Annotated in this window: 21 protein-coding genes; 12 read left to right on the top strand and 9 right to left on the bottom strand. The window is 65.1% G+C overall.

The features are described 5' to 3' along the window. Positions 1-60 precede the first annotated feature (60 nt). From I6F28_RS30435 to I6F28_RS30460, 6 genes are read left to right on the top strand one after another with little or no spacing between them, the layout of a single operon-like run. Positions 61-1,638, top strand: coding sequence for an ABC transporter substrate-binding protein (locus I6F28_RS30435; RefSeq protein WP_036029296.1), 1,578 nt, complete (start codon positions 61-63; stop codon positions 1,636-1,638). After that, a complete protein-coding gene (locus tag I6F28_RS30440) occupies positions 1,635-2,636 on the top strand; it encodes an ABC transporter permease (RefSeq protein ID WP_225114620.1) in 1,002 nt (333 codons plus the stop codon). Before I6F28_RS30435 ends, I6F28_RS30440 begins: the two co-directional genes overlap by 4 nt. Further along, positions 2,636-3,469, top strand: a complete 834-nt coding sequence (locus I6F28_RS30445; protein ID WP_225127698.1) for an ABC transporter permease — start codon at positions 2,636-2,638, stop codon at positions 3,467-3,469. The genes I6F28_RS30440 and I6F28_RS30445 overlap by 1 nt, the downstream gene beginning before the upstream one ends. Continuing rightward, positions 3,466-5,154 (top strand): dipeptide ABC transporter ATP-binding protein, encoded by a 1,689-nt coding sequence (locus I6F28_RS30450; RefSeq protein WP_225142619.1) that lies wholly within the window; start codon positions 3,466-3,468, stop codon positions 5,152-5,154. Before I6F28_RS30445 ends, I6F28_RS30450 begins: the two co-directional genes overlap by 4 nt. Next, the gene (locus I6F28_RS30455; RefSeq protein ID WP_225142620.1) at positions 5,151-6,446 is read left to right on the top strand and encodes an ArgE/DapE family deacylase; all 1,296 of its coding nucleotides are present in this window, start codon (positions 5,151-5,153) and stop codon (positions 6,444-6,446) included. Before I6F28_RS30450 ends, I6F28_RS30455 begins: the two co-directional genes overlap by 4 nt. Before the next feature lie 39 nt (positions 6,447-6,485). After that, positions 6,486-7,121 carry a pyridoxamine 5'-phosphate oxidase family protein gene (locus I6F28_RS30460; protein ID WP_109142917.1) on the top strand — a complete coding sequence of 212 codons (636 nt, stop codon included), beginning with the start codon at positions 6,486-6,488 and terminating at the stop codon, positions 7,119-7,121. 152 nt (positions 7,122-7,273) lie between these two features. Here the strand turns inward: I6F28_RS30460 and I6F28_RS30465 are convergent, their stop codons facing one another. Next, positions 7,274-7,771 carry an EamA family transporter gene (locus I6F28_RS30465; RefSeq protein WP_225127695.1) on the bottom strand — a complete coding sequence of 166 codons (498 nt, stop codon included), beginning with the start codon at positions 7,769-7,771 and terminating at the stop codon, positions 7,274-7,276. A gap of 249 nt (positions 7,772-8,020) precedes the next feature. Between I6F28_RS30465 and I6F28_RS30470 the strand changes: the two genes are divergently transcribed. Continuing rightward, positions 8,021-8,878, top strand: a complete 858-nt coding sequence (locus tag I6F28_RS30470; RefSeq protein ID WP_036029308.1) for an SDR family oxidoreductase — start codon at positions 8,021-8,023, stop codon at positions 8,876-8,878. 64 nt (positions 8,879-8,942) lie between these two features. Here the strand turns inward: I6F28_RS30470 and I6F28_RS30475 are convergent, their stop codons facing one another. Next, positions 8,943-9,458 (bottom strand): YciE/YciF ferroxidase family protein, encoded by a 516-nt coding sequence (locus tag I6F28_RS30475; RefSeq protein WP_225127693.1) that lies wholly within the window; start codon positions 9,456-9,458, stop codon positions 8,943-8,945. A gap of 87 nt (positions 9,459-9,545) precedes the next feature. Here I6F28_RS30475 and I6F28_RS30480 point away from each other — a divergent pair, with 87 nt between their 5' ends. The 5 genes from I6F28_RS30480 (at position 9,546) to msrA (ending at position 13,774) form a co-directional block, all read left to right on the top strand. After that, positions 9,546-9,740 (top strand): hypothetical protein, encoded by a 195-nt coding sequence (locus I6F28_RS30480; RefSeq protein ID WP_036029310.1) that lies wholly within the window; start codon positions 9,546-9,548, stop codon positions 9,738-9,740. 123 nt (positions 9,741-9,863) lie between these two features. Further along, positions 9,864-10,043, top strand: a complete 180-nt coding sequence (locus tag I6F28_RS30485; RefSeq protein WP_036008060.1) for a hypothetical protein — start codon at positions 9,864-9,866, stop codon at positions 10,041-10,043. Positions 10,044-10,224: 181 nt separating this feature from the next. Beyond that, on the top strand, positions 10,225-12,546 hold the full coding sequence (locus tag I6F28_RS30490) for a molybdopterin guanine dinucleotide-containing S/N-oxide reductase (RefSeq protein ID WP_225127691.1): 2,322 nt from the start codon (positions 10,225-10,227) through the stop codon (positions 12,544-12,546). A gap of 20 nt (positions 12,547-12,566) precedes the next feature. Next, entirely contained in the window at positions 12,567-12,989 is a 423-nt protein-coding gene (locus I6F28_RS30495) for an OsmC family protein (protein WP_036029314.1), read from the top strand. Between the two features lie 269 nt (positions 12,990-13,258). Then, the gene (msrA, locus tag I6F28_RS30500; protein ID WP_036008049.1) at positions 13,259-13,774 is read left to right on the top strand and encodes a peptide-methionine (S)-S-oxide reductase MsrA; all 516 of its coding nucleotides are present in this window, start codon (positions 13,259-13,261) and stop codon (positions 13,772-13,774) included. 70 nt (positions 13,775-13,844) lie between these two features. Here msrA and I6F28_RS30505 read toward each other — a convergent pair whose 3' ends face one another. The 7 genes from I6F28_RS30505 to I6F28_RS30535 form a co-directional block, all read right to left on the bottom strand. After that, positions 13,845-15,005 (bottom strand): MFS transporter, encoded by a 1,161-nt coding sequence (locus I6F28_RS30505; protein WP_225114627.1) that lies wholly within the window; start codon positions 15,003-15,005, stop codon positions 13,845-13,847. A gap of 117 nt (positions 15,006-15,122) precedes the next feature. Next, the gene (locus I6F28_RS30510) at positions 15,123-16,355 is read right to left on the bottom strand and encodes a Zn-dependent hydrolase (protein ID WP_225127690.1); all 1,233 of its coding nucleotides are present in this window, start codon (positions 16,353-16,355) and stop codon (positions 15,123-15,125) included. After that, a complete protein-coding gene (locus I6F28_RS30515; RefSeq protein WP_036041970.1) occupies positions 16,348-17,133 on the bottom strand; it encodes an ABC transporter ATP-binding protein in 786 nt (261 codons plus the stop codon). The genes I6F28_RS30510 and I6F28_RS30515 overlap by 8 nt, the downstream gene beginning before the upstream one ends. Then, on the bottom strand, positions 17,130-17,903 hold the full coding sequence (locus I6F28_RS30520; RefSeq protein WP_225114630.1) for an ABC transporter permease: 774 nt from the start codon (positions 17,901-17,903) through the stop codon (positions 17,130-17,132). The genes I6F28_RS30515 and I6F28_RS30520 overlap by 4 nt, the downstream gene beginning before the upstream one ends. Positions 17,904-17,964: 61 nt before the next feature. After that, complete coding sequence (locus I6F28_RS30525) at positions 17,965-18,909, bottom strand: ABC transporter substrate-binding protein (protein WP_225127688.1); 945 nt, start codon at positions 18,907-18,909, stop codon at positions 17,965-17,967. 105 nt (positions 18,910-19,014) lie between these two features. Then, positions 19,015-19,740, bottom strand: a complete 726-nt coding sequence (gene hutC / locus I6F28_RS30530) for a histidine utilization transcriptional repressor HutC (RefSeq protein WP_225127686.1) — start codon at positions 19,738-19,740, stop codon at positions 19,015-19,017. Next, positions 19,737-21,095, bottom strand: coding sequence for a formimidoylglutamate deiminase (locus tag I6F28_RS30535; protein WP_225127684.1), 1,359 nt, complete (start codon positions 21,093-21,095; stop codon positions 19,737-19,739). Before I6F28_RS30535 ends, hutC begins: the two co-directional genes overlap by 4 nt. Between the last annotated feature and the right edge of the window lie 65 nt (positions 21,096-21,160).

Consider the following 21,160-nt stretch of genomic DNA (forward strand, 5'->3'; position numbering starts at 1 on the left):
AAGCCGAATACGGCGTCTGGCAACGTCCTTCTCACGCCGATATGCGACACGGAGAGCTCGATGAACAGACGCGAATTCACCCAGGCCATGCTGGCCGCCGGCGCCGCTATCCCCTTCGGCATCACGCGAGCGGCCGGCCAGACCCGCGGTGGAACACTCAACACCATCATCCAGCCCGAGCCGCCGCTGCTGGTCACCGCCTTCAACCAGCAGCAGCCGACGCTGACGCTCGGCGGCAAGATCTACGAGAGTCTTCTCAAATATGGCGCTGACCTCAAGCCGATGCCGGGCATGGCGCAGTCCTGGGAGATTTCGCCGGACGGGCTGACCTATACGTTCAAGCTGTTTCCCAACATCACCTTCCACGACGGCAAGCCGATGACGTCCGAGGACGTCGTGTTCAGCTGCATGAAGGTGTTGACCGAGACGCATCCGCGCGCGCGGCAGAATTTTGCGCGCGTCGCTTCGGCCGAGGCGCCTGATCCGCTCACCGTCGTGTTCAAGCTGAAGCAGCCCTTTGCGCCGTTCCTCGGCTGCTTTGACTGCACCTCGGCGCCGATCGTGCCAAAGCACATCTATGAAGGCACCGACTACCGCAAGAACCCGCTGAACGACAAGGCAATCGGCACCGGCCCATTCAAGCTGAAGGAATGGGTGCGCGGCTCGCATGTCCATCTGGTGCGCCATGAAGGATACTATCTGAAGGACCAGCCGTACCTGGATGAGATCATCTACCGCATCATCCCGGACTCGGCATCGCGCGCGCTGGCGCTGGAGAACGGCACGGTGCAACTCGCGCAATGGACCGACGTCGAGTTCTTCGACGTGCAGCGCTTCAAGGCGCAGAAGAACCTCGAAGTCACCACCAAGGGCTATGAGTATTTCGCGCCGCACCAGTGGCTCGAGATGAACAACCGTATCGCGCCGATGAACGACAAGCGCTTCCGGCAGGCGGTGATGCACCTGATCGACCGCGACGCGCTCGCCAAGCGGGTCTATTTCGGCAGCGCCAAGGTCGCGACCGGCCCGATCTCGTCCAAGACGAAATTCTACGACGGCAAGGTCAAGCGCTACGACTATTCGATCGACAAGGCCAAGGCGCTGCTCGACGAGATGGGGCTGAAGCCCGACACCAACGGCAAGCGCGCTGAGATCAAATACATCGTGCCGCCTTACGGCGAATCCTATCAGCGCGCCGGCGAGTTCTTCCGCCAGAGCTTTGCCCGCGTCGGCATCGATCTCGTCCTCGTCGGCACCGACATGGCCGGCTGGGCCGAGAAGGTCGGCAACTGGGACTATGAGATGACCCAAAACCTGCTCTACCAGCTCGGCGACCCCGCGCTCGGCGTCTCCCGCACTTACGTGTCGTCGAACATCAAGAAAGGCATCCTGTTCTCGAACACCGAAGGCTATTCCAACCCTGAGGTCGACAGGCTGTTCGACGAGGCCGCCGTCACGCTCGACGAGGCCAAGCGACTGGAGCTTTATTCCAAGGTGCAGCAGATCCTGGTCGAGGACGTGCCGGTCGCCTGGACGCTGGAGCTCGAATATCCGATCATCTACGACAAGGCGTTCAAGAACATCGTGTCGACCGGCATCGGCTCGCACGAAACCTTCGGGTCGGTCTACAAATCGTGATCCGTCTCGGCAGCGCGGCGACGATCGGGCTGATGGCACTGAGCCGGATTGCCCAGCTCGTCGCCGTCATCCTCGTCATCGCCACTTTCAACTTCGTGCTGGTGCGGGCCGCCCCTGGCGATCCCGCCCAGGTCATGGCCGGCCAATCCGGCGCGTCCGATCCGAAGCTGCTGGAAGATCTGCGCAAGGAATATGGGCTCGACAAGCCCTACGCCGTGCAGCTCGCAAGCTATCTCGGCCGCGTCGTCAGGCTCGACCTCGGCTATTCCTACCGCCAGCGCCGCGCGGTGGTCGATCTCATCCTGGAACGGCTGCCGGCGACGCTGCTGTTGACGGTGACGGCCTTCTGCCTCGCGCTGCTGATCGGCACGACCCTTGGCGCGCTCGCGGGGCTGGCGGCGGGCAGCGTGCTCGATACGGTCTTCACCGTGCTGTCGCTGGTGCTTTATGCGACGCCGGTGTTCTGGCTGGGGCTGATGCTGGTGCTGGTCTTCTCCGTGACACTCGGCTGGCTGCCGCCGTTCGGTTACGAGACCATCAACGTCAAGCTCTCGCCGCTGGAGCATGCGCTCGACATCGCCAAGCACATGATCATGCCGGTGACCTCGCTGGCGGCGATCTATCTCGCGATCTATGCCCGGCTGATGCGGTCCTCGATCATCGAGGTCGCCCAGCAGGACTTCATCAAGACCGCGCGCGCCAAGGGCCTGTCCGGGCCCAGCATTGTGGTCGGCCACATGCTGCGCAACGCGCTGGTGCCCGTCGTCACCGTGGCCGGCATGCAGGCCGGCGCGCTGGTCGGTGGCGCCGTGGTCATCGAGACGGTGTTCGCCTGGCCGGGCCTCGGCCGGCTGACCTTCGATGCGCTGCTCCAGCGTGATTATCCCGTGCTGCTCGGCATTTTTCTCATTCTGTCGATTGTGGTCATCGTGCTCAATCTGCTGACCGACCTGATCTACAGGCTGATCGATCCCCGCATGACGACAGGAGCTGCGTGATGGATGCGGTTCGCGCCTTCCTGCGTCATCCTAGCGGCATGGTCGGCCTCGTCGTGCTGCTTGTCGTGGTCGTCATCGCGCTCATCGCGCCCACCGTCTTTCCGGTCTCGCCCTGGGAAATGGTCAGCGCGCCGTTCACGCCGCCCGGCGAGGACGGCCTGCTGCTCGGCGGCGACACGCTCGGCCGCGACGTTGCGGCCGGCGTTGCCTATGGTGCCCGCGTGTCGCTCGTCATCGGCATCGCCTCGGCCATGGCGGCTATGGTGATCGGCGTCACGATCGGCGCAATTTCCGGCTATTTCGGCGGCAAGGTCGATCTCGTGCTGATGCGGGTGACCGAGCTGTTTCAGACCATCCCCGCTTTCGTGCTTGCGATCCTCTTGGTCGCGACCTTCAACCCGTCGCTGCTGACGATCATCCTGACCATCGGCGCCGTGAGCTGGCCGCCGCTGGCGCGCCTCACCCGCGCCGAGTTCCTGCGCCTGCGCAATCGTGAGTTCGTCGAAGCCGCGCTGTGCCAGGGCGAGGGCTCCTTGCAGATCGTGCTCGGCCATATCCTGCCCAATGCGATTTCGCCGATCCTGGTCGTGACCTCTCTGACGGTCGCCACCGCCATCCTGCTCGAAAGCGCGTTGTCCTTCATGGGCCTCGGCGACCCCAATCTGATGTCCTGGGGTTTCATGATCGGAGCCGGCCGCACCGTCATCCGTAATGCCTGGTGGATGAGCGTGTTTCCGGGGCTCGCGATCCTCATCACCGTGCTTGCCATCAACCTGTTCGGCGAAGGTCTCTCCGATGTGCTCAATCCGCGTGTATCGAGGCGTCGGTCATGAGCGAGGCCGTGCAAGCCAAGGCACCCGTTCTGTCCGTCGAGGGGCTCTCGATCGCGCTGCCCGAAGGCGGCGATCGCCCGTTCGCGGTCGAGAACGTCTCCTTCCAGGTCAAGCCCAACGAGGTCGTCTGTCTCGTCGGCGAGTCCGGCTCGGGCAAGTCGATGATCGCCCATGCGGTGCTGTCGCTGTTGCCGAAGAGCGTCAATATTGCCGCGGGCGCCGTGACTGTCGCAGGACAAGATCCGGCAAAGCTCGACCGGCAGGCGCTGCGCCGCCTGCGCGGCGGCGAAGCCGCGATGATCTTTCAGGAGCCGTTGTCCTCGCTGAATCCGCTCAAGCGGGTTGGCAGGCAGATCGAGGAGATGATCCTCACCCACCAGAAGCCGATGCCGTCGGCAATTGAGGTGCACGAACGCGTGCAGCAGCTCCTGACGCAGGTCGGGCTGCCAAATCCAAAGCTGCTTGAGAAGAGCTATCCGTTCGAGCTGTCCGGCGGCCAGCGCCAGCGCGTCATGATCGCGATGGCGATGGCCAACCGTCCGGCACTCCTGGTCGCTGACGAGCCGACCACAGCGCTCGACGTCACCACCCAGCGTCAGATCCTGCGCCTGATCGACGATCTCCGACGCGACCGCGGCATGGGCGTGCTGTTGATCACCCATGATTTTGGCGTCGTTGCCGATGTCGCCGACCGCGTCGTGGTGCTTCGTCACGGCAAGGTGGTGGAGCAGGGGACGGTCGAGGAAGTCCTGCGCAGTCCTAAGGCTGACTACACCCGCGAGTTGATCGATGCCGTTCCGAAGGCGCGGCTCGACGAGATCCGCCGCACCGCGGTCCATCCTACACCGCTGCTCGAAGTCATCGGTCTTGAGAAGACATTCCGGGTCAAGCGCGGCCTGTTGCAGCCGCCGCGCGAGGTCGTCGCGGCCGACGGCATCTCGCTGACCTTGTACGAGGGCGAGACGCTCGCCGTCGTCGGCGAATCCGGGTCCGGCAAGTCGACGCTCGGGCGCATGATCATGCGTCTGACCGAGCCGGATGGCGGTGCCATCCGCTTCAACGGCCAGGATCTGCGCCAGCTCCGCGGCGAGGCGCTCCGGCAGGCGCGAAAACAGCTCCAGATCGTGTTCCAGGATCCGTTTGCGAGCCTCGATCCGCGCCAGAAGGTCGGCGATGCCATTGCGCGCGGACCAATGGCCTTTGGCACGTCGCGCACGGAAGCGATGGAGCAGGCGAGGAAGCTGCTGGTGCGAGTTGGCCTCAACGCCGTCGCCGCCGATCGTTACCCCCACGAATTCTCTGGGGGCCAGCGCCAGCGCATCTGTATTGCGCGCGCACTGGCACTCAAGCCGCGCGTGCTCATCGCCGACGAAGCCGTGTCGGCGCTCGACGTTTCCGTCCAGGCTCAGGTACTGGCGCTGCTTGCCGAGCTCCGTCAGGAGATGAAGCTCGCCATGATCTTCATCACCCACGACCTGCGGATCGCCGCCGAGATCGCCGACCGCGTCATCGTGCTCCAGAAGGGGCGCATCGTTGAAGAGGGCGCGACCGCGGACGTTTTCACGGCCCCTCAAGCCGCCTACACACGCGAGCTGCTCGATGCGATCCCGGGCCGCGATTTCTTCGACCAGCCGGGCTTTGCCAGCGTGACCGGCACACTAGCGACAGCAAGGATGAGTTCATGACCGACAGCCGTCCCCTTCCAGCCGGCGCGCGCGAGCGCATCGAGGCCGCTGTGGATGCCGCCTTCGACGAGCAGATCGACACCACGATCGCGTTCACGGCGATCCCGAGCACGCGCGCGGCGGAGGCGCCCTGTCAGGACATGTTCGCAAAGCTGTTGCGCGATCGCGGCTACGAGGTCGATGACTGGGTCATCAACCCGGACGATCTGAAGGCGCTGCCGGGCTATGGTCCGGTCGAGACCGATTTCTCGCGTGCCCGCTCCGTCGTCGGCACCTGCCGGCCGGCCAGGGAAGAGGGCCGCTCACTGATCCTTCAGGGCCATTGCGACGTCGTGCCGGCAGGTCCGCTCGACATGTGGGAGCGGCCACCGTTTCAGCCGGTGGTCGAGAACGGTTGGCTCTATGGTCGCGGCGCCGGCGACATGAAGTCCGGTACCATCTCGGCGCTCTACGCGCTCGATGCGATCAAGGCCGCGGGCTACAGGCCCAAGGGCCGCATCCACCTGCAATCGGTGATCGAGGAGGAGAGCACCGGCCTCGGCGCGCTCTCCACACTTCAGCGCGGCTATCGTGCCGATGTCTGCATCCTGCCCGAACCGACCGACGAGAAGCTGATGCGTGCCCAGGTCGGCGTGATCTGGTTCCGCCTGAAAGTGCGCGGGATACCAGTCCATGTCGCACGCGCCGGCACCGGCTCAAATGCGATCAAGGCTGCAATCCACCTGATCCAGAAGCTCGAAGGTCTCGAGGCCGAATGGAACGAGCGCGCCAAGACGCACCCCTCGTTCAAATCGGTCGAGCATCCGCTCAACTTCAATCCTGGAATCATCAAGGGCGGTGACTGGGCCTCCAGCGTGCCCGCCTGGTGCGATGTCGATTGCCGCATTGGTGTGCTGCCCGGCTGGAAGATCGCCGACGCCCAGGCCGAGATCGTGGATTTCGTCGCCAAGGCGGCGCGCTCGCATCCATTCCTCGCCAACAATCCGCCGGAGATCGTCTGGTCCGGCTTCCTGTCGCCGGGCTACGAGGCGACGGAGATTCAGGAAAGCGAGGCGGTTCTCGCTCCGGTCTACGAGCATGTGTTCGGCCGCAAGCTGACCAGCTTCTCGTCAACCGCACTGACCGATGCGCGCTTCTATGGTCTCGATTTCGGCGTGCCTGCGTTTTGCTTCGGCGCCACGATGGAAGGCGCGCACGGCTTCAACGAGCGCGTCGATCTCGCCTCGGTCAAGCGCGTCACCAAGGCGCTTGCGCTGTTCACCGCGAGCTGGTGCGGCATCGAGGCCAATTAGCCGAAAGAAGGAAACTCACCGCAAAAGGGAAGTTCGCGAATGGACAGCCAGGGTGCAGGCGGCAAGCCGCCGGTCAAGACGCAAGAGGATCTGCGCGCGCATTTCGGGCAGCTCAGCCCGCTCGCCGAGAAGAAGGTTCTCAGCCATCTCGACAGGTTCTGTCGCGACTTCATCGCGCTTTCCCCGTTCCTCGTCCTTGCCACCAGCGACGGCAACGGTCATGCCGATGCAAGCCCGCGCGGCGACGCGCCGGGCTTCGTCGCCGTGCTCGACGACAAGACGCTGTTAATCCCGGACCGGCGCGGCAACAACCGCGTCGACACCTTCGGCAATATCATCGCTTCCCCCGGCATCGGTCTGATCTTCCTGGTGCCGGGGATCAACGAGACCCTGCGCGTCAATGGCCGCGCCGAGATTTCGCAAGATGCCGAGCTGTTGACGCCGCTCGCGGTGCAGAACGTGGTCCCAATCATCGGGCTGAAGATCCATGTCGAGGAGACCTATTTTCATTGTGGCAAGGCGCTGATGCGCTCGAAGCTCTGGAATCCGGCTGCTCAGGTCGAGCGCAACAGTTTCCCGACGCTCGGCCGGATCATCGCCGAGCAGACTGTCGCCATCGCGGTCGAAGAGGCCGAGAAGACGATGGAAGAAGGATACCGTACGAGGCTCTACTGAGAATGACCAATCTGATCTAGCGGTCCGCCCTGCAGAAAGTTTCGACGATACGCTACATGCTCGCAGCCTGCCGCCGTGAAATGTCTGCGAGGTAGGTAGCGAGCGGCAGCACTGAGCGCACAGACGCGACGAATCCGAACGGAACGGCATCGTCACGCTGCGAGGAAGAACCCGATGGCCGATGCCACGCTGTTGCCGCCGGCGCGCATGCCCGGAATGGCAACGAGCACTGCGCCGACGAGCAGAATGAGAACTGCAATGAGTTGCCGCTGGGACGGCACGCGCCGTGCGACAAGCAATCCTAGCAGAATGGTGAAGATCGGCAGCGAGCCGTTGGCGAACGCTCCCCCGTATGCCGCCGACGCCCCCTTCAACCCGAAGTACATCAAAATGCTGTATAGCGCGCCGGGACCACAAATTGACATCGACAGGATTGCGTGCAGCGGCAGGTGGCGCGGCCACCAGGCCTTGGCGAACGGAAGAACCAGGGCGCCGGTGACCAGGAACCGAAGTGCGGTCAAATCGAAGGGTGTCAGGCCGGATTGCATGCCGGCCCTCGAGAAGACCAGAAAGCCGGACCAGATGCAGAACACGCCAGCTGCGCTCAGGAGACCGAAAATCCGCTCGTTCGATTTGGCTACAGGTGTCAAGCCCGTGTCCGATTGCTTGAGATATCTTAGCGCACTTTAAAACACCTGCGAGTTTCAAGATGCTCTCCGCAACATGGCCCTCCAAGGTGCCGCCATGGTGAGCGATCCTTGGGAGTTTTTCTAGCCGAGAGTTCCGCAAGCCGCTGTAATCGGATCTCTGGGGTGCAGCCACGCTGTGCGATGACGGAATCAACGCCAGGAACACTTCCGGCGGCGCTCCGTTAGCGCAGCAAACGCCGGGAGTTGTCCATGACCAATTATCCAAAGCCGCCTTATCCTGCGCAGCAGCAGCCGATGCCGGGCTCGACGCGGGCCATGCAGCCGCGCCCGGATCATGGCGAGGAGAGTTACAAGGGCTCCGGCCGTCTTGCCGGAAAGAAGGCCATCATCACGGGCGGCGACAGCGGCATCGGCCGCGCGGTGGCGATCGCCTATGCGCGTGAAGGCGCGGATATCGTCATCTCCTATTTGAACGAGGACGAGGATGCGGCCGAGGTCAAGGCGCTGGTCGAGCGGGAGGGACGCAAGGCCGTCCTGATCCCGGGCGATATCAGCAATCCCGAACATTGCAGCGCCATCGTGCGCCGCACCGTCGAGGAGCTCGGCGGCATCGACATCCTCGTCAACAACGCTGCCCATCAGGCGACGTTCAAGGACATCGCGGATATCAGCGACGACGAATGGCGGCGGACATTCGAGATCAACATCCACGCCATGTTCTATCTGGCCAAAGCCGCCGTCCCCCACATGCGGCCGGGCTCCGCGATCATCAACACGGCCTCGGTGAACTCCGACATGCCGAATCCGAGCCTGCTGGCCTACGCCACGACCAAGGGTGCGATCCAGAATTTCACTGGCGGGCTTGCGCAGATGCTGGCCGAGAAGGGCATTCGGGTCAATGCGGTGGCCCCGGGGCCGATCTGGACGCCGCTGATTCCCTCGACCATGTCGGAGGAAAGGGTCAAGAACTTCGGCAAGCAGGTGCCCATGCAGCGCGCCGGCCAGCCGGCCGAGCTCGCGACGGCCTATGTCATGCTGGCCGATCCGCTTTCGAGCTACACGTCGGGGGCGACGTTGCCCGTCACCGGCGGCAAGCCTTTCATCTGATCCGGGCGAGCACCGTGGCGGCACCGCACTACCGGCGCCCCCACTCTCAATCGGTAGCTTTCAATCACGCAGCGCTGGACGCCTTGGCGTTGACGCCTTTACGCAGGGCCACCGTGTTCAGCTTGGTGTTGGCGGCCTTCTCTTCGTTCAGATTGGTGGTGAGGAAGCGCACGATGTCGTCGTGGCCGAGCTCTTCCGCCCAGGCGATCAGCGTGCCGTACCGGCACATTTCATAATGCTCCACCGCCTGTGCGTTGGCGACGATCGCGGCGTCCAGCACGGCCTTGTCCTCGATCTCGCCGGCGGTCTCGTCGGCTTCCTTGATTAGGCCGTCGATGGCCGGGCAATGCGTGCCGCTCGGCTCCTTGCCGAGCTTGGCAAAGACCTTGTCGAGGCGCTCGACCTGCTTGGTGGTCTCTTCCAGATGCGCCTTCAGCCCGGCGACGAGATCCCTGTTGGTGGCCTTGTCGATCATTTTCGGCAGCGCCTTCAGGATCTGCTGTTCCGCGTAATAGATGTCCTGGAGCCCGTGCAGCAGCAGGTCTTCCATCGATTGGATGTCCTTGGTGAAGAATCCCATAAAAGACGTCTCCTTTTCACAATGATGGCAGTGGAACGCGGAGCGGCCGCCGCTGTTCCATTCCCGTGTGCAGATCGGGAGAGCCGAATGAGCGATGGAGTGGATCATTTTGTTGGCCTGCTCGGACGTGCGGCGATGGACGTATGGGGCGACATGCCTCGCGACATCCAGGAGGCACTGTTCGAGACCGCGATGAAGGGCCGCGACACCGAGCGTGAGGAGCTGGCGCGATTGCTGCACGAGCGGCATCCGCGCACGCTGCATCCGGCCCGGCCGGGCTGACGCCGGCGGGCTGGGAACGAACATGCGATCTCCTGATTGGTGAATCGGGTGGCGCCACACGGGCTCCAACGAGGACCGCGCGGGGCGCATCGCCCGAGCCTGTCAACCTGTGAGTCGACCGACGTGACTGAAAATATCGGCAAATGGTACGACCCGATTTCGGAGCGGTGGATCGTGCCTCGCCAACCCCACACCATCGCCGCGTTCGATCGGTCGAGCGCGGAGAACGTGCCGGAGGCGAACAAGAGAGAAGAGACGCAGCGGATCTGGAATCTGCTGGTCGATTGCTGCGCACGTGGATGATGCAGCGTCGGCGCCAAAACGAGCGACATGACGCGCTCGACGACGCTCGGGAGTGTCAACGGCCTTGAGGCTGGCTTTGCGCGGGGCAGGTCAGCGTTCCCGTCAACCCTGATCTCGACGACGTCCGGAGCGGATCGGTATATTACCACCCATGCCGACGCCGCCGGAATAAGGATCAGAGATGGACGATACGATTGGCTTCCCCGACCCCGGTCTTGACCTGTCGGACGGCTTCAAGCCGCACACCTCGCATTGGGGCGTGTTCTCCGCGCGCCAGGGCGCGGCCGGGCTGGAGGTCAGGGCCTATGCGGGCGATCCCGATCCGAACGGCATCATCGACAATTTTCCCGGCGCGCTCCGCCACCAGGCGCGCATCGCCCAGCCGGCAATCCGCCGCGGCTGGCTCGAGCGCGGGCCGGGCCCCGACGATCGCCGCGGCCGCGACGAGTTCGTCTCCGTCAGCTGGGAGAAGGCGCTGGATCTTCTCGGCGACGAGCTTGGCCGCATTCGCGACACCCGCGGACCCGGCGCCGTGTTCGGCGGCTCCTATGGCTGGTCGAGCGCCGGGCGCTTCCATCACGCCCAGAGCCAGGTGCATCGCTTCCTCAATATCGCGTTGGGCGGCTATGTGCGCTCGGTCAACACCTATTCGTCCGGTGCGTCCTCGATGCTGCTGCCGCAGATCCTGGCCGGCTACGAGGACATCACCAAGCGCAACGTCACCTGGCAGCAGATCGCGGCCGAGACCGACATCGTGCTGGCGTTCGGCGGCATGGCGCTGAAGAACTCCATGGTGGCCGGCGGCTCGATCAGCAAGCATGTCGAGCGCGGCGCCATGGCGGCGGCGCGGGCGCGCGGCTGCGAGTTCATCCTGGTCAGCCCGCTGCGCGACGATCTGCCGGTGGAGGCCGGCGCCGAATGGATGAGTTGCGTGCCCGGCACCGACACTGCCTTGATGCTCGGCATCGTCCATACGCTGGTCAGTGAGAACCTGCACGATCAGGCCTTCCTCGACCGCTACACCGAGGGCTGGGCAATCTTCCTGCGCTATCTCAACGGTGAGAGCGACGGGCAAGCCAAGCACGCCGAATGGGCCGCCGCGATCTCAGGCGTCAGTGCGGATGCGATCCGCAAGCTGGCGCGGCGTCTCGCCGGAAAGCGCGCGCTCGTCACCGTCTCCCATTCGCTGCAGCGCGCCGAGCATGGCGAGCAGCCGGTGTGGATGGGCATGGTGCTGGCGGCGGCCCTCGGCCAGATCGGCCTTCCCGGCGGCGGCTATGCCTATTCGCTGGGTGCGATCGGCTATTACGGCCGCCGCGTCAACGACGTGCCGGGACCGACGCTGGGGCAGGGCCGCAACGGCGTTGCCGATTTCATTCCGGTGGCGCGCATCGCCGACATGCTGCTCAATCCGGGCACCACGTATCGCTACAACGGCGAGACGCGCACCTATCCGGATATTCGTCTGGTCTACTGGGCGGGCGGCAATCCGTTCCATCACCATCAGGACATCAACCGCCTGCGCAAGGCCTTCGCGAAGGTGGACACGCTGGTCGTGCACGAGCTCGCCTGGACCGCCACCGCCCGCCACGCCGATATCGTGCTGCCCGCGACGATGACGCTGGAGCGCGAGGACATCGGCTATTCCACCAACGATCCCCTGATGGTCGCGATGCACCGGATCGCCGAGCCGTTCGGGCTCGCGCGTGACGATTACGATATCTTCGCCGATCTCGCCGAGCGTCTTGGGGCGCGCGAGCCGTTCACCGAAGGGCGCACGTCGCGGCAATGGCTGGAGCATCTCTACGAGCCGACCCGCGCATCGCTTGCCAAACGCGGCCTCGAAGCGCCGAGCTTCGAAGAATTCTGGGCGCGCGGCAGCCTGGTCGTGCCGCAGCAGCCCGATGACGGCGGCCGGCTACGCCGCTTTCGCGAGGATCCCATCAATCACGCTTTGCCGACGCCGAGCGGACGCATTGAGATCTACTCGGCCAAGATCGCGGGGCACGGTGATGCGGATTGTCCCGGACATCCGGTCTGGCTCGACAAGACCGATGTTCCCAAGCCGGGGGCACCGTGCTTCCTCGTCGCCAACCAGCCCGTGACGCGCCTGCACAGCCAGCTCGATTTCGGCGGACATTCGCTGGGCTCGAAGCATCGCGGCCGTGAGGTCGCGCGCATGAACCCGGTCGATGCACAGGCGCGCGGCATCAAGGACGGCGACATCATCCGCCTGTTCAACGAACGCGGTGCCTGTCTCGCCGCGGTCCGCGTCACCGACGGCATCGTATCAGGCGTGGTTCAGCTGCCGACCGGCGCGTGGTACGATCCGATGGATCCGGAAGACGAGGCGCCGCTCTGCGTTCACGGCAATCCGAACGTGCTGACCCGCGACGTCGGCACCTCGTCCCTGGCGCAGGGCTGCACCGGCCAGTTGACGACCGTCGAGGTGGAGAAGTTCACCGGCAATCTACCGCCGATCCGCGCGTTCGATCCGGTTTAGGCAAACAAGGAGACCTTTAGATGATCCGCAAGGCAACAGCAGTCTGGAAGGGCACTGGTCGCGATGGCACGGGCCATCTGTCGAGCGAATCCGGCGTGCTTGCCGGGACGCCCTATTCATTCAAGACCCGCTTCGAGAACGAGAAGGGCACCAATCCCGAAGAGTTGATCGCCGCGGCCCATGCCGGCTGTTTCACCATGGCGCTAGCCTTCGGCCTGCAGATGGCGGGTTTCACGCCGGACGAGCTGTCGACCGAAGCCGCCGTTACGCTCGAGCCCGAAGGCAAGGGTTTCAAGATCAGCAAATCCGCCCTGACCCTGCGGGCGAAGGTGCCTGGTCTCGACGATGCCGGCTTCGCCCGGCTCGCCGGCGAGGCCGAGAAGAACTGCCCGGTGTCCAAGGTGCTCAACGCCGCCATCACGCTCGACGCCAAGCTGGTCTAGGGCGATGGACTGAGGCTAATCGCTGCAAAGGCGGAGGTGCGCTCCCTCTCCCGCTTGCGGGAGAGGGTTGGGGAGATGGTGTTTCCGCAATGGGATAGTCTCCTGGAGGAGAAAGCCCTCACCCCGCCTACGGCGCGACCTCTCCCGTAAGCGGGAGAGGCTGCACCGAGCCCTAGCGACCGGGTGGGCGTCAACGCGCGGCTTTCGGCCGGGCGGCCGAAAGCCTATATGATGGACAAGCTTTTGAGCGATCATTGGGAGCACATCACATGACGACGGAACGCGCAGTTTTGGCCGGCGGCTGCTTCTGGGGCATGCAGGATCTGATCCGCAAGCAGCCGGGCGTGATCTCCACCCGCGTCGGTTACACCGGTGGGCACGTCAAGAACGCCACCTACCGCAATCACGAAGGCCATGCCGAAGCGATCGAGATCGTGTTCGATCCGGCCAGGACCAGCTTCCGGACCATGCTGGAGTTCTTCTTCCAGATCCATGATCCGACCACGCTCAACCGTCAGGGCAACGATATCGGCACGAGCTATCGGTCGGCGATCTTCTACACCAGCGAGGAGCAGAAGCGGATTGCCGAAGACACCATCGCCGACGTCGAGGCGTCCGGCCTGTGGCCCGGCAAGGTGGTGACCGAGGTCGCGCCCGCGCGCGAGTTCTGGGAGGCCGAGCCCGAGCATCAGGATTATCTCGAACGTTATCCTGACGGCTACACCTGCCACTTCATCCGGCCGGGCTGGAAGCTGCCGCGGCGCGCTGCGGCAGTCGGAGGCTAGAGCCTGAAGAAGGTGGCTCGCCGGCTGTGGCGGTCCACCTCCTCATCGGTCAAAGCCGACGCGAGTCCGGTCACGCATCGACATGCAAGGTCCGGCGCTGCTCCGCGGTGACGGTCCGGGCGGTCAACGTGACGAGACCCATCAAGGCAGCGAGCAGCCAGAATGCCAGCGGCAGTCCGCCGAGCTGTGCGACGAAGCCGACGCCGGCAGGGCCCAGCAGGACGCCTGCATAGCCGGCCGTCGTGATCGCCGCGACCGCAAGTCCCGTGGGCATCACCTTTTGTTGCGCCGCCCGGCGGAATAGCACGGGCACGAGGTTCGAGGCGCCGAGCCCGATCAGCAGGAATCCGGCGATGGCGACCGCCGCCACGGGCGCGGTGAGCAGCACCACGAAGCCGGCGATCGCGATGAGGCTGCCCCACAGCAATGTCGTGCGGTCTCCGATGCGCGCAACGATGGCGTCGCCGCTAAGCCGGCCGATCGTCATCGCGATCGAGAACACGATGTAGCCGATGCCGCCTTGGGCCTCGCTGACGAGCCCGGCGCCGATCACGAGCAGCGCGCCCCAATCGAGCATCGCGCCTTCGACCAGGAAGGTGATGGCGCCGAGCAGCGCCAGCAGCAGCACCGATCCATGCGGCAGCACGAACAATGGGCCTTCCTGCACCTGCACCGATCGAAGCAGGCGCGGCCAGGTCACGAGCATCGCGATCAGCATCAGCACGGAGCAGATCAACGTCGAGGCGAGCGCGCCGAGCTGCAGAGAGAGCAGCGCCGTCATCAGCGCGGAACCGGCGAAGCCGCCGATGCTGAACAGGGCGTGGAAGCCGGACATCAGCGGGCGTCGCGCGGCGCGCTCCACTTCCACGGCGTGGATATTCATGGCGACGTCAATCGAGCCGAGCGCGGCACCGAAGACGAACAGCGCCAGCGCGAGCGTCGCGGGCGACGCCGCGATGGCCAGCAATGGCAGCACCAACGTGAGACCAAGTCCGCCCGCGATGATAATCGGTTTGCTGCCGTAGCGCGCGCTGAGCACGCCGGTCAGCAGCATCGCGATCACTGAGCCGATGCCGAGGCTGAGCAGCAGCAGCCCGAGAACGCCGTCATCGACCGCGAGCCGCGCCTTCGCGAACGGCACCAGCGGCGCCCAGCACGCGATGCCGAAGCCCGCAACGAGGAAGGCAAGCCGGGTGGCGAGGCGGGTCGCCGGCCGGTCGGCAGAAGACATGGGAACTCCGGGAAAGCAGGGGAGGAGACGGTCGACAGGCCCGAGGATTGCCGCGGCTTTATGGCAGAGCCCTGCTCGAATGGTCGTGGCAGGCGCTCAACGGCTGCATGCCTCGACCTAGCCCCCGAGGATCCGCCGGCACGCCTCGACGAACACCTCTGCGCCCGTCACGATATCGGCATCCGCCGTGTTCTCGGTCCAGTGATGGCTGATGCCGCCGATCGACGGCACGAACAGCATGCCGGCGGGCATCACGGTCGCCAGCATCTGCGCATCGTGGCCGGCGCCGCTGGGCATGCGGATGGAGCGGCCGCCGGCGACGGCCTTGCTTGCGGCCTCGATCGCGTCCTGAAAGCCCGCATTCATCATCGCAGGTGCGCCGGTGCGCAGCTTCGTCACGCTGACGGTGCAGGGGCCGTTGGCACTGGCCTCGTCCGCCATGGTCCGGAGCAATTGCTCCAGCCGGGCGATGACGGTCGGGTCGTCGTCGCGGATCTGGAACAGCATCTCGGCGCCACCGGGGATGATGCTGGGCGCGCCCGGATCGAGCGTGATGCGGCCGGTGGTCCAGACCGTGCGCGGGCCGGCGGCGGCGGGGAAACGCTCGTCGATCGCGACGCAGAACTTGGCCAGCGCCAGGCCCGCATCCTTGCGCACCGCCATGCGCGTGGTGCCCGCATGGTTCTGCTCGCCTACGAAGTTGATCTGGTACTGCCAGATACCGACGATGGAGGTCACGACGCCGATCGCCAGGCGCTCGCTTTCGAGCGTGTCGCCCTGCTCGATATGCGCCTCGAGATAACCGACGTGCCGTCCCGGCTCGGTGGTGATGCGCGGGCGCCCCGCGAGCCCCATGTCGGCAAGGGCATCGCGCATGCTGCGGCCGCTGGTGCGGTCGCGCGCGGCGTCGATATCGGCCTCGGTCACCTGTCCGACATAGGAGCGCGAGCCGAGGAAATGACCGAAATGTCCCTCCTCGTCGCACCAGGCGGCGACCTCGACCGCGCCGTTCACCGAAGTGTCGGCATTGAGCACGCGCGCCGCCTCCAGCGCATAGACGACGCCGAGCGGGCCGTCGAGCCAGCCGGCATAGTTCTGGCTTTCCAGGTGCGAGCCCGCCAGCAGCTTCGGCCCGGGCTTCGAGCTCGTCCCGAACACATTGCCAATGCCGTCGACCGTCGCGGAGAGCTCGGCCTCGGGCAGCTTCTGGACGAGCCACTCCAGCGACAGCTTGTGCGGCTCGGAGAAGGTCGGTTTGTGCACGCCGGTCTTGTAGGCGCCAAAGGCGCGCAGTGCATGGAGGTCGGCGAGAACGCGATGTCCGTCGGCGCGGGGCTGGGTGTCAGGCATGTTCGGCAACCTTGAGCGCCTCGGTTCGGATCTCCTCGACCAGCCGTTCCTTCAGCTGGACGAATTCCGGCGTGGTCTTGATCTTGTAGGAGCGGGGATGCGGCAGGTCTACATGAATGTCCGCCTTGATGCGGCCGGGGCGCGCGCTCATCACGATGACGCGGCTACCGAGGAAGATGGCTTCCTCGATATCGTGAGTCACGAACAGCACGGTCTTCTGGTCGCGCTCCCAGATCCCGAGCAGCATTTCCTGCATCAGGGCGCGGGTCTGGTTGTCGAGCGCGCCGAACGGCTCGTCGAGCAACAGGATCTTCGGGTCGTTGGCGAGCGCGCGTGCGATCGCGGTGCGCTGCTGCATGCCGCCGGAGAGTTGCTTGGGCCAATGGTTTTCGAAGCCGGACAGCCCGACCTGGCGGATGAAGGCATCGGCGATCTTGTGTCGCTCCGCCTCGGACACGCCGCGCTCGCGCAGGCCGAAGGCGATGTTCTCGCGCACCGTCAGCCAGGGAAACAGCGTGTAGGACTGGAACACCATGCCGCGATCGGCGCCCGGGCCGGTCACTTCGCGTCCGTCGAGCGTGACGCGGCCGCCGGTCGGACGGTCGAGGCCGGCGACGATGCGCAGCAGCGTGGACTTGCCGCAGCCGGAGGGACCGAGGATGGTGACGAAGTCGTTGTTGCCGATGGTGAGATCGGTCGGCTCCAGCGCCCTGGTCGGCGCGTTGCCGTGGCGCGCGGGGAAGGTGCGCGAGACCTGCTCGATCCTAAGAATGGTCATGCCAGCTTCCAGGGAAACAGCCAGGCGTTGAACGCCTTGAACAGGAAGTCCGAGATCAGGCCGATCAATCCGATCACGATGATGCCGAAGATGATCTGGCCGGTGTTGAGCAGCGCCTGGCTGTCGGTGATCATATGACCGATGCCCGAGGACGAGCCGATCAGCTCGGCGACGATGACGTAGGTCCAGGCCCAGCCCAGCACCAGCCGCAGGATCTCCGCGATCTCCGGCGCGGAGGAAGGCAGCAGCACGCGGCGGATGATCCCGCGGTCGCTGGCGCCAAGCGTATAGGCGGCCTCGACCAGATCGCGCCGGGTGGCGCCGACCGTCACCGCGACCATCAGGATCACCTGGAACACCGAGCCGATGAAGATGACGAGCAGCTTTTGCAGCTCGCCGATGCCGGCCCACAGGATCAGCAGCGGAATGAAGGCCGAGGCGGGCAAATAGCGTGCAAATGAGACGAAGGGTTCGAGGAAGGCTTCGACCGGCTTGTAGGCGCCCATCAGCACGCCGAGCGGCACCGCAATGACCGCCGCGAGCGCAAAGCCGCCGACGACGCGCCAGATTGTCATGCCGATGTCGAACAGGAAACCGTGCTTGGTGAGCAGCTCGACGCCTTCCTGCACCATGGTGAGCGGATTGGCGAGGAAGGTCTTCGACACATGGCCGCCGAACGTCGCCCACGACCAGAGGGCGACGAACAGCACGAAGAACGCCAGGCCATATGCCGCACGTTGCTTCGATGTCACGGGATCCAGGGGACGCATCAAACTGTATCCGAATGGTGCGCCGGCTCCGCTTGAGGCGGAACCGGCAGCTTGGAGAACGTTACTTGATGAAGCTCGCGTCGTAGAGGTCCTCGACCTTTGGCACGGCCTTGATGATACCGATCTCGAGCAGGAGCTCGGCGGCCTCCTTGTTGAAGGTCAGGAAGTCGCCGGCGAAGAACTTCTGGTTCGCCGCCTTGTCCTGCCAGCGCAGGTATTTCGCCGAGTTGCCGAACTGCTCGGCGGTCTGCTTCACGTCGGCGCCCATGATCTCGTAGGACTTGGCCTGGTCCTTGGCGATCATCTCGAGCGCCTCGAAATAGCTGTCGGCGAGCGCCTTGGCGGCCTTGGGATTGTCGGTGAGGAACTTCGGCGTGCAGCCGAACGTGTCCATGACCATCGGATAGTCCAGCGTGGTGGCGATGATCTTGCCCTTGTCCGGCGCGGCACGCACGGTCGACAAGTATGGCTCATAAGTCATCGCTGCATCGTTCTGGCCGGAGACGAAGGCCTGCGCGGCCGCCGCCGGCTCGAGGTTCACCACGGTCACGTCCTTGGTGGTGAGGCCGTTCTTCTTCAGCATCCAGGCCAGTGCAAAGTAGGGCGAGGTGCCCGGCGCGGAGGCGGCGACGGTCTTGCCCTTCAGGTCCTTGATCGCGGCGATGTCGTTGCGCACGGCCATGCCGTCGGCGCCGTAGCTCTTGTCGAGCTGGAAGATCTGCTTGGTGGCGACGCCGTTGGCGTTCCAGGAGATCCAGGTCTCGACCGTGGTCGCCGCACACTGGATGTCGCCGGAGGCGATGGCGAGATGGCGGTCCTTCTGCGGGATCTTCTTGATGGTGACGTCGAGGCCGTTCTTCTTGAAGATGCCGGCCTCCTTCGCCAGTGTCAGGGGTGCGAAGCCGGTCCATCCGGAAATGCCGATGCCGACCTTGACGTCCTGGGCGAGCGCCGGAGTGGAGGCCGCGAGAGCAATGATTGTCGCAAATACTGTCGAACTACGCATGATTATCGTCCTCTTGCCGATCGATGGTTTGACGTCCTGTTGATCTCTGCCGGCCCATATGGGCGGTTCCGCGAAGCGTTGCACGATTTGTGCCGACATATCCTCTCAGCCTCCCTTGAATCGCGCGACAAGGCGGTGTGAGTCACCGGGATAGAGCAGGCGCACGGCGGTGATCGTGCGTGCGCTGCGCCAGGTATAGCGGTCGATCACGAGACAGGGGGCGCCGACGGCGATCGCGAGCGCTTCCGCCGCGCGGTCGTCAGCAACGATGGCGCTGATCGTGTGCTCGGCCTCGGTCCATGGGACATGGTGAAGCAGCCACGAGCCGGGCGGCTCGCGCGAAAAATCCGCGGTCGCAGCATTGGGCACAGACGAGAGGTCGATCAGCCTGTCCTCGACCGCGAACGGGACCTTGTCGGCGCTGTGCCGGCAGGTGATCGCGACCACCTTGCCGGCCTTCTTCACGCCGAGCCGGTCGCGGTCGGCAGCCGTCGCCGCGCGCAGCTTGCGGCCGATCAGCTCGTAGCCGTAACTGCGCCCGAGCGCGGTGATCTCGGCGCGGATGTCGGCGATCTTGAGCACCGCCGACTGATGCTGCGGCCGTCGCACGAACGAGCCGGCGCGCCGGCGCCGCTCGATCAGATCGGCCTGCGCCAGCTCAGACAGCGCCTTGTTCACGGTCATGCGCGAGCAGCCATAGCGCGCCACCAGCTCATGCTCGAAGGGAATACGATGTCCGGGCGGCCATTCGCCGGTCAGGATGCGCTGCTCGATGTCGGCGCGGATGCGCTTGTAGAGCGTCGGCTTGTCGGCATCGGTGACGAGGCTCATGCAACGAGCCTCCGCATCGATGCGTTGAAGCGCTCGCGTGCGGCTTGGCGCAATCCATGCTGACCGCGCTCGACCACCTTGTTGCCCCCGGCCCAGACGCAATCGATGGCGGCGCCGCCGGCAGAAAAAATCCAGCCGTCGATGACGGCATCCTGCGCGCGTCCCGCCAGCGATGGATGCGCCGTGTCGAGCGTGACGATATCGGCGCGCGCGCCGGGTGTGAGGCCGACCGTCGGCTGCGCCAGCGCCCGCGCGCCGCCGGCGAGCGCCCCGTCGAACAGCGAGCGTCCCGTAGAGCGACCTGCGCCGCCGGAGAGGACGTTGCGCTGGCGGTGCTTGAGCCGCTGGCCGTATTCGAGCTGGCGCAACTCGTCTGCGGCGCCGATCAACACGTTGGAATCGGTACCGACGCCGAAAAAGCCGCCGGCGTCGACAAACTCCCGCGCCGAGAAAGTGCCGTCGCCGAGGCTCGCCTCCGTGATCGGGCAAAGGCCGGCGACCGCGCCCGTCTTGGCGAAAGCCGTCACTTCCTCACTCGTCATGTGGGTCGCGTGAATGAGGCACCAGCGCCGATCGACAGGCGCGTGCTCCAGCAGCCATTGCACCGGACGCCGGCCCGACCAGGCGAGGCAATCCTCGACCTCCTTCACCTGCTCGGCGGCATGGATGTGCACCGGCCCGCCCTCGGCGAGCGGAAGGATCGCGGCGAGATCGTCCGGCGTGACCGCGCGCAAACTGTGCGGAGCGATGCCGATATTGGCGCCGGGCAAGGCGCTGATCGCCTGGCGCGAGGCCGTCATCAATGCGGCGAACTGATCGACCGAGCAGATGAAGCGGCGCTGCCCGGCATGCGGCGCTGCGCCTCCAAACGAGCCATGCGCATAGAAAGTCGGCAACAACGTCAGCGCAATGCCCGAGGCTTCGGCCGCCTGTGCAATCCGCGTGGCCATCTCGGCGGGGTCAGCGTAGGGCGAGCCGTCGCGGTCGTGGTGCAGATAGTGGAATTCGCCGACGCGGGTAAAACCCTGCTCGAGCATCTCGACATAGAGCAGCGTCGCCACAGCCGCGACGTCGTCAGGCGTCATCGCCAGCGCAAAGCGATACATCGTCTCGCGCCAGGTCCAGAACGTGTCGGTGGAATCGCCGCGCAATTCGGCAAGGCCTGCCATGCCGCGCTGGAAGGCGTGGCTGTGCAGGCTCGCAAGTCCGGGAAGCGCGATAGCATGGCGCTCGTCGCCGGCGGACGGCGCCACGCCCGGCGTCACCGCGGCGATCGCGCCGGCGGCGATCACCACCTGCACGTCATTGGCCCAGCCGGAAGGCAGGAGCGCGGAAGCGAAATGCAGTCGGGTCATGATCTACACGCCGGCTGGACAGAACCGCCTTACGATTATATGTCTAGACATATAAGTCAAGCATC

This window comes from Bradyrhizobium sp. NBAIM14, assembly GCF_020193895.1.
In the GTDB taxonomy this organism is placed as follows: domain Bacteria; phylum Pseudomonadota; class Alphaproteobacteria; order Rhizobiales; family Xanthobacteraceae; genus Bradyrhizobium; species Bradyrhizobium yuanmingense.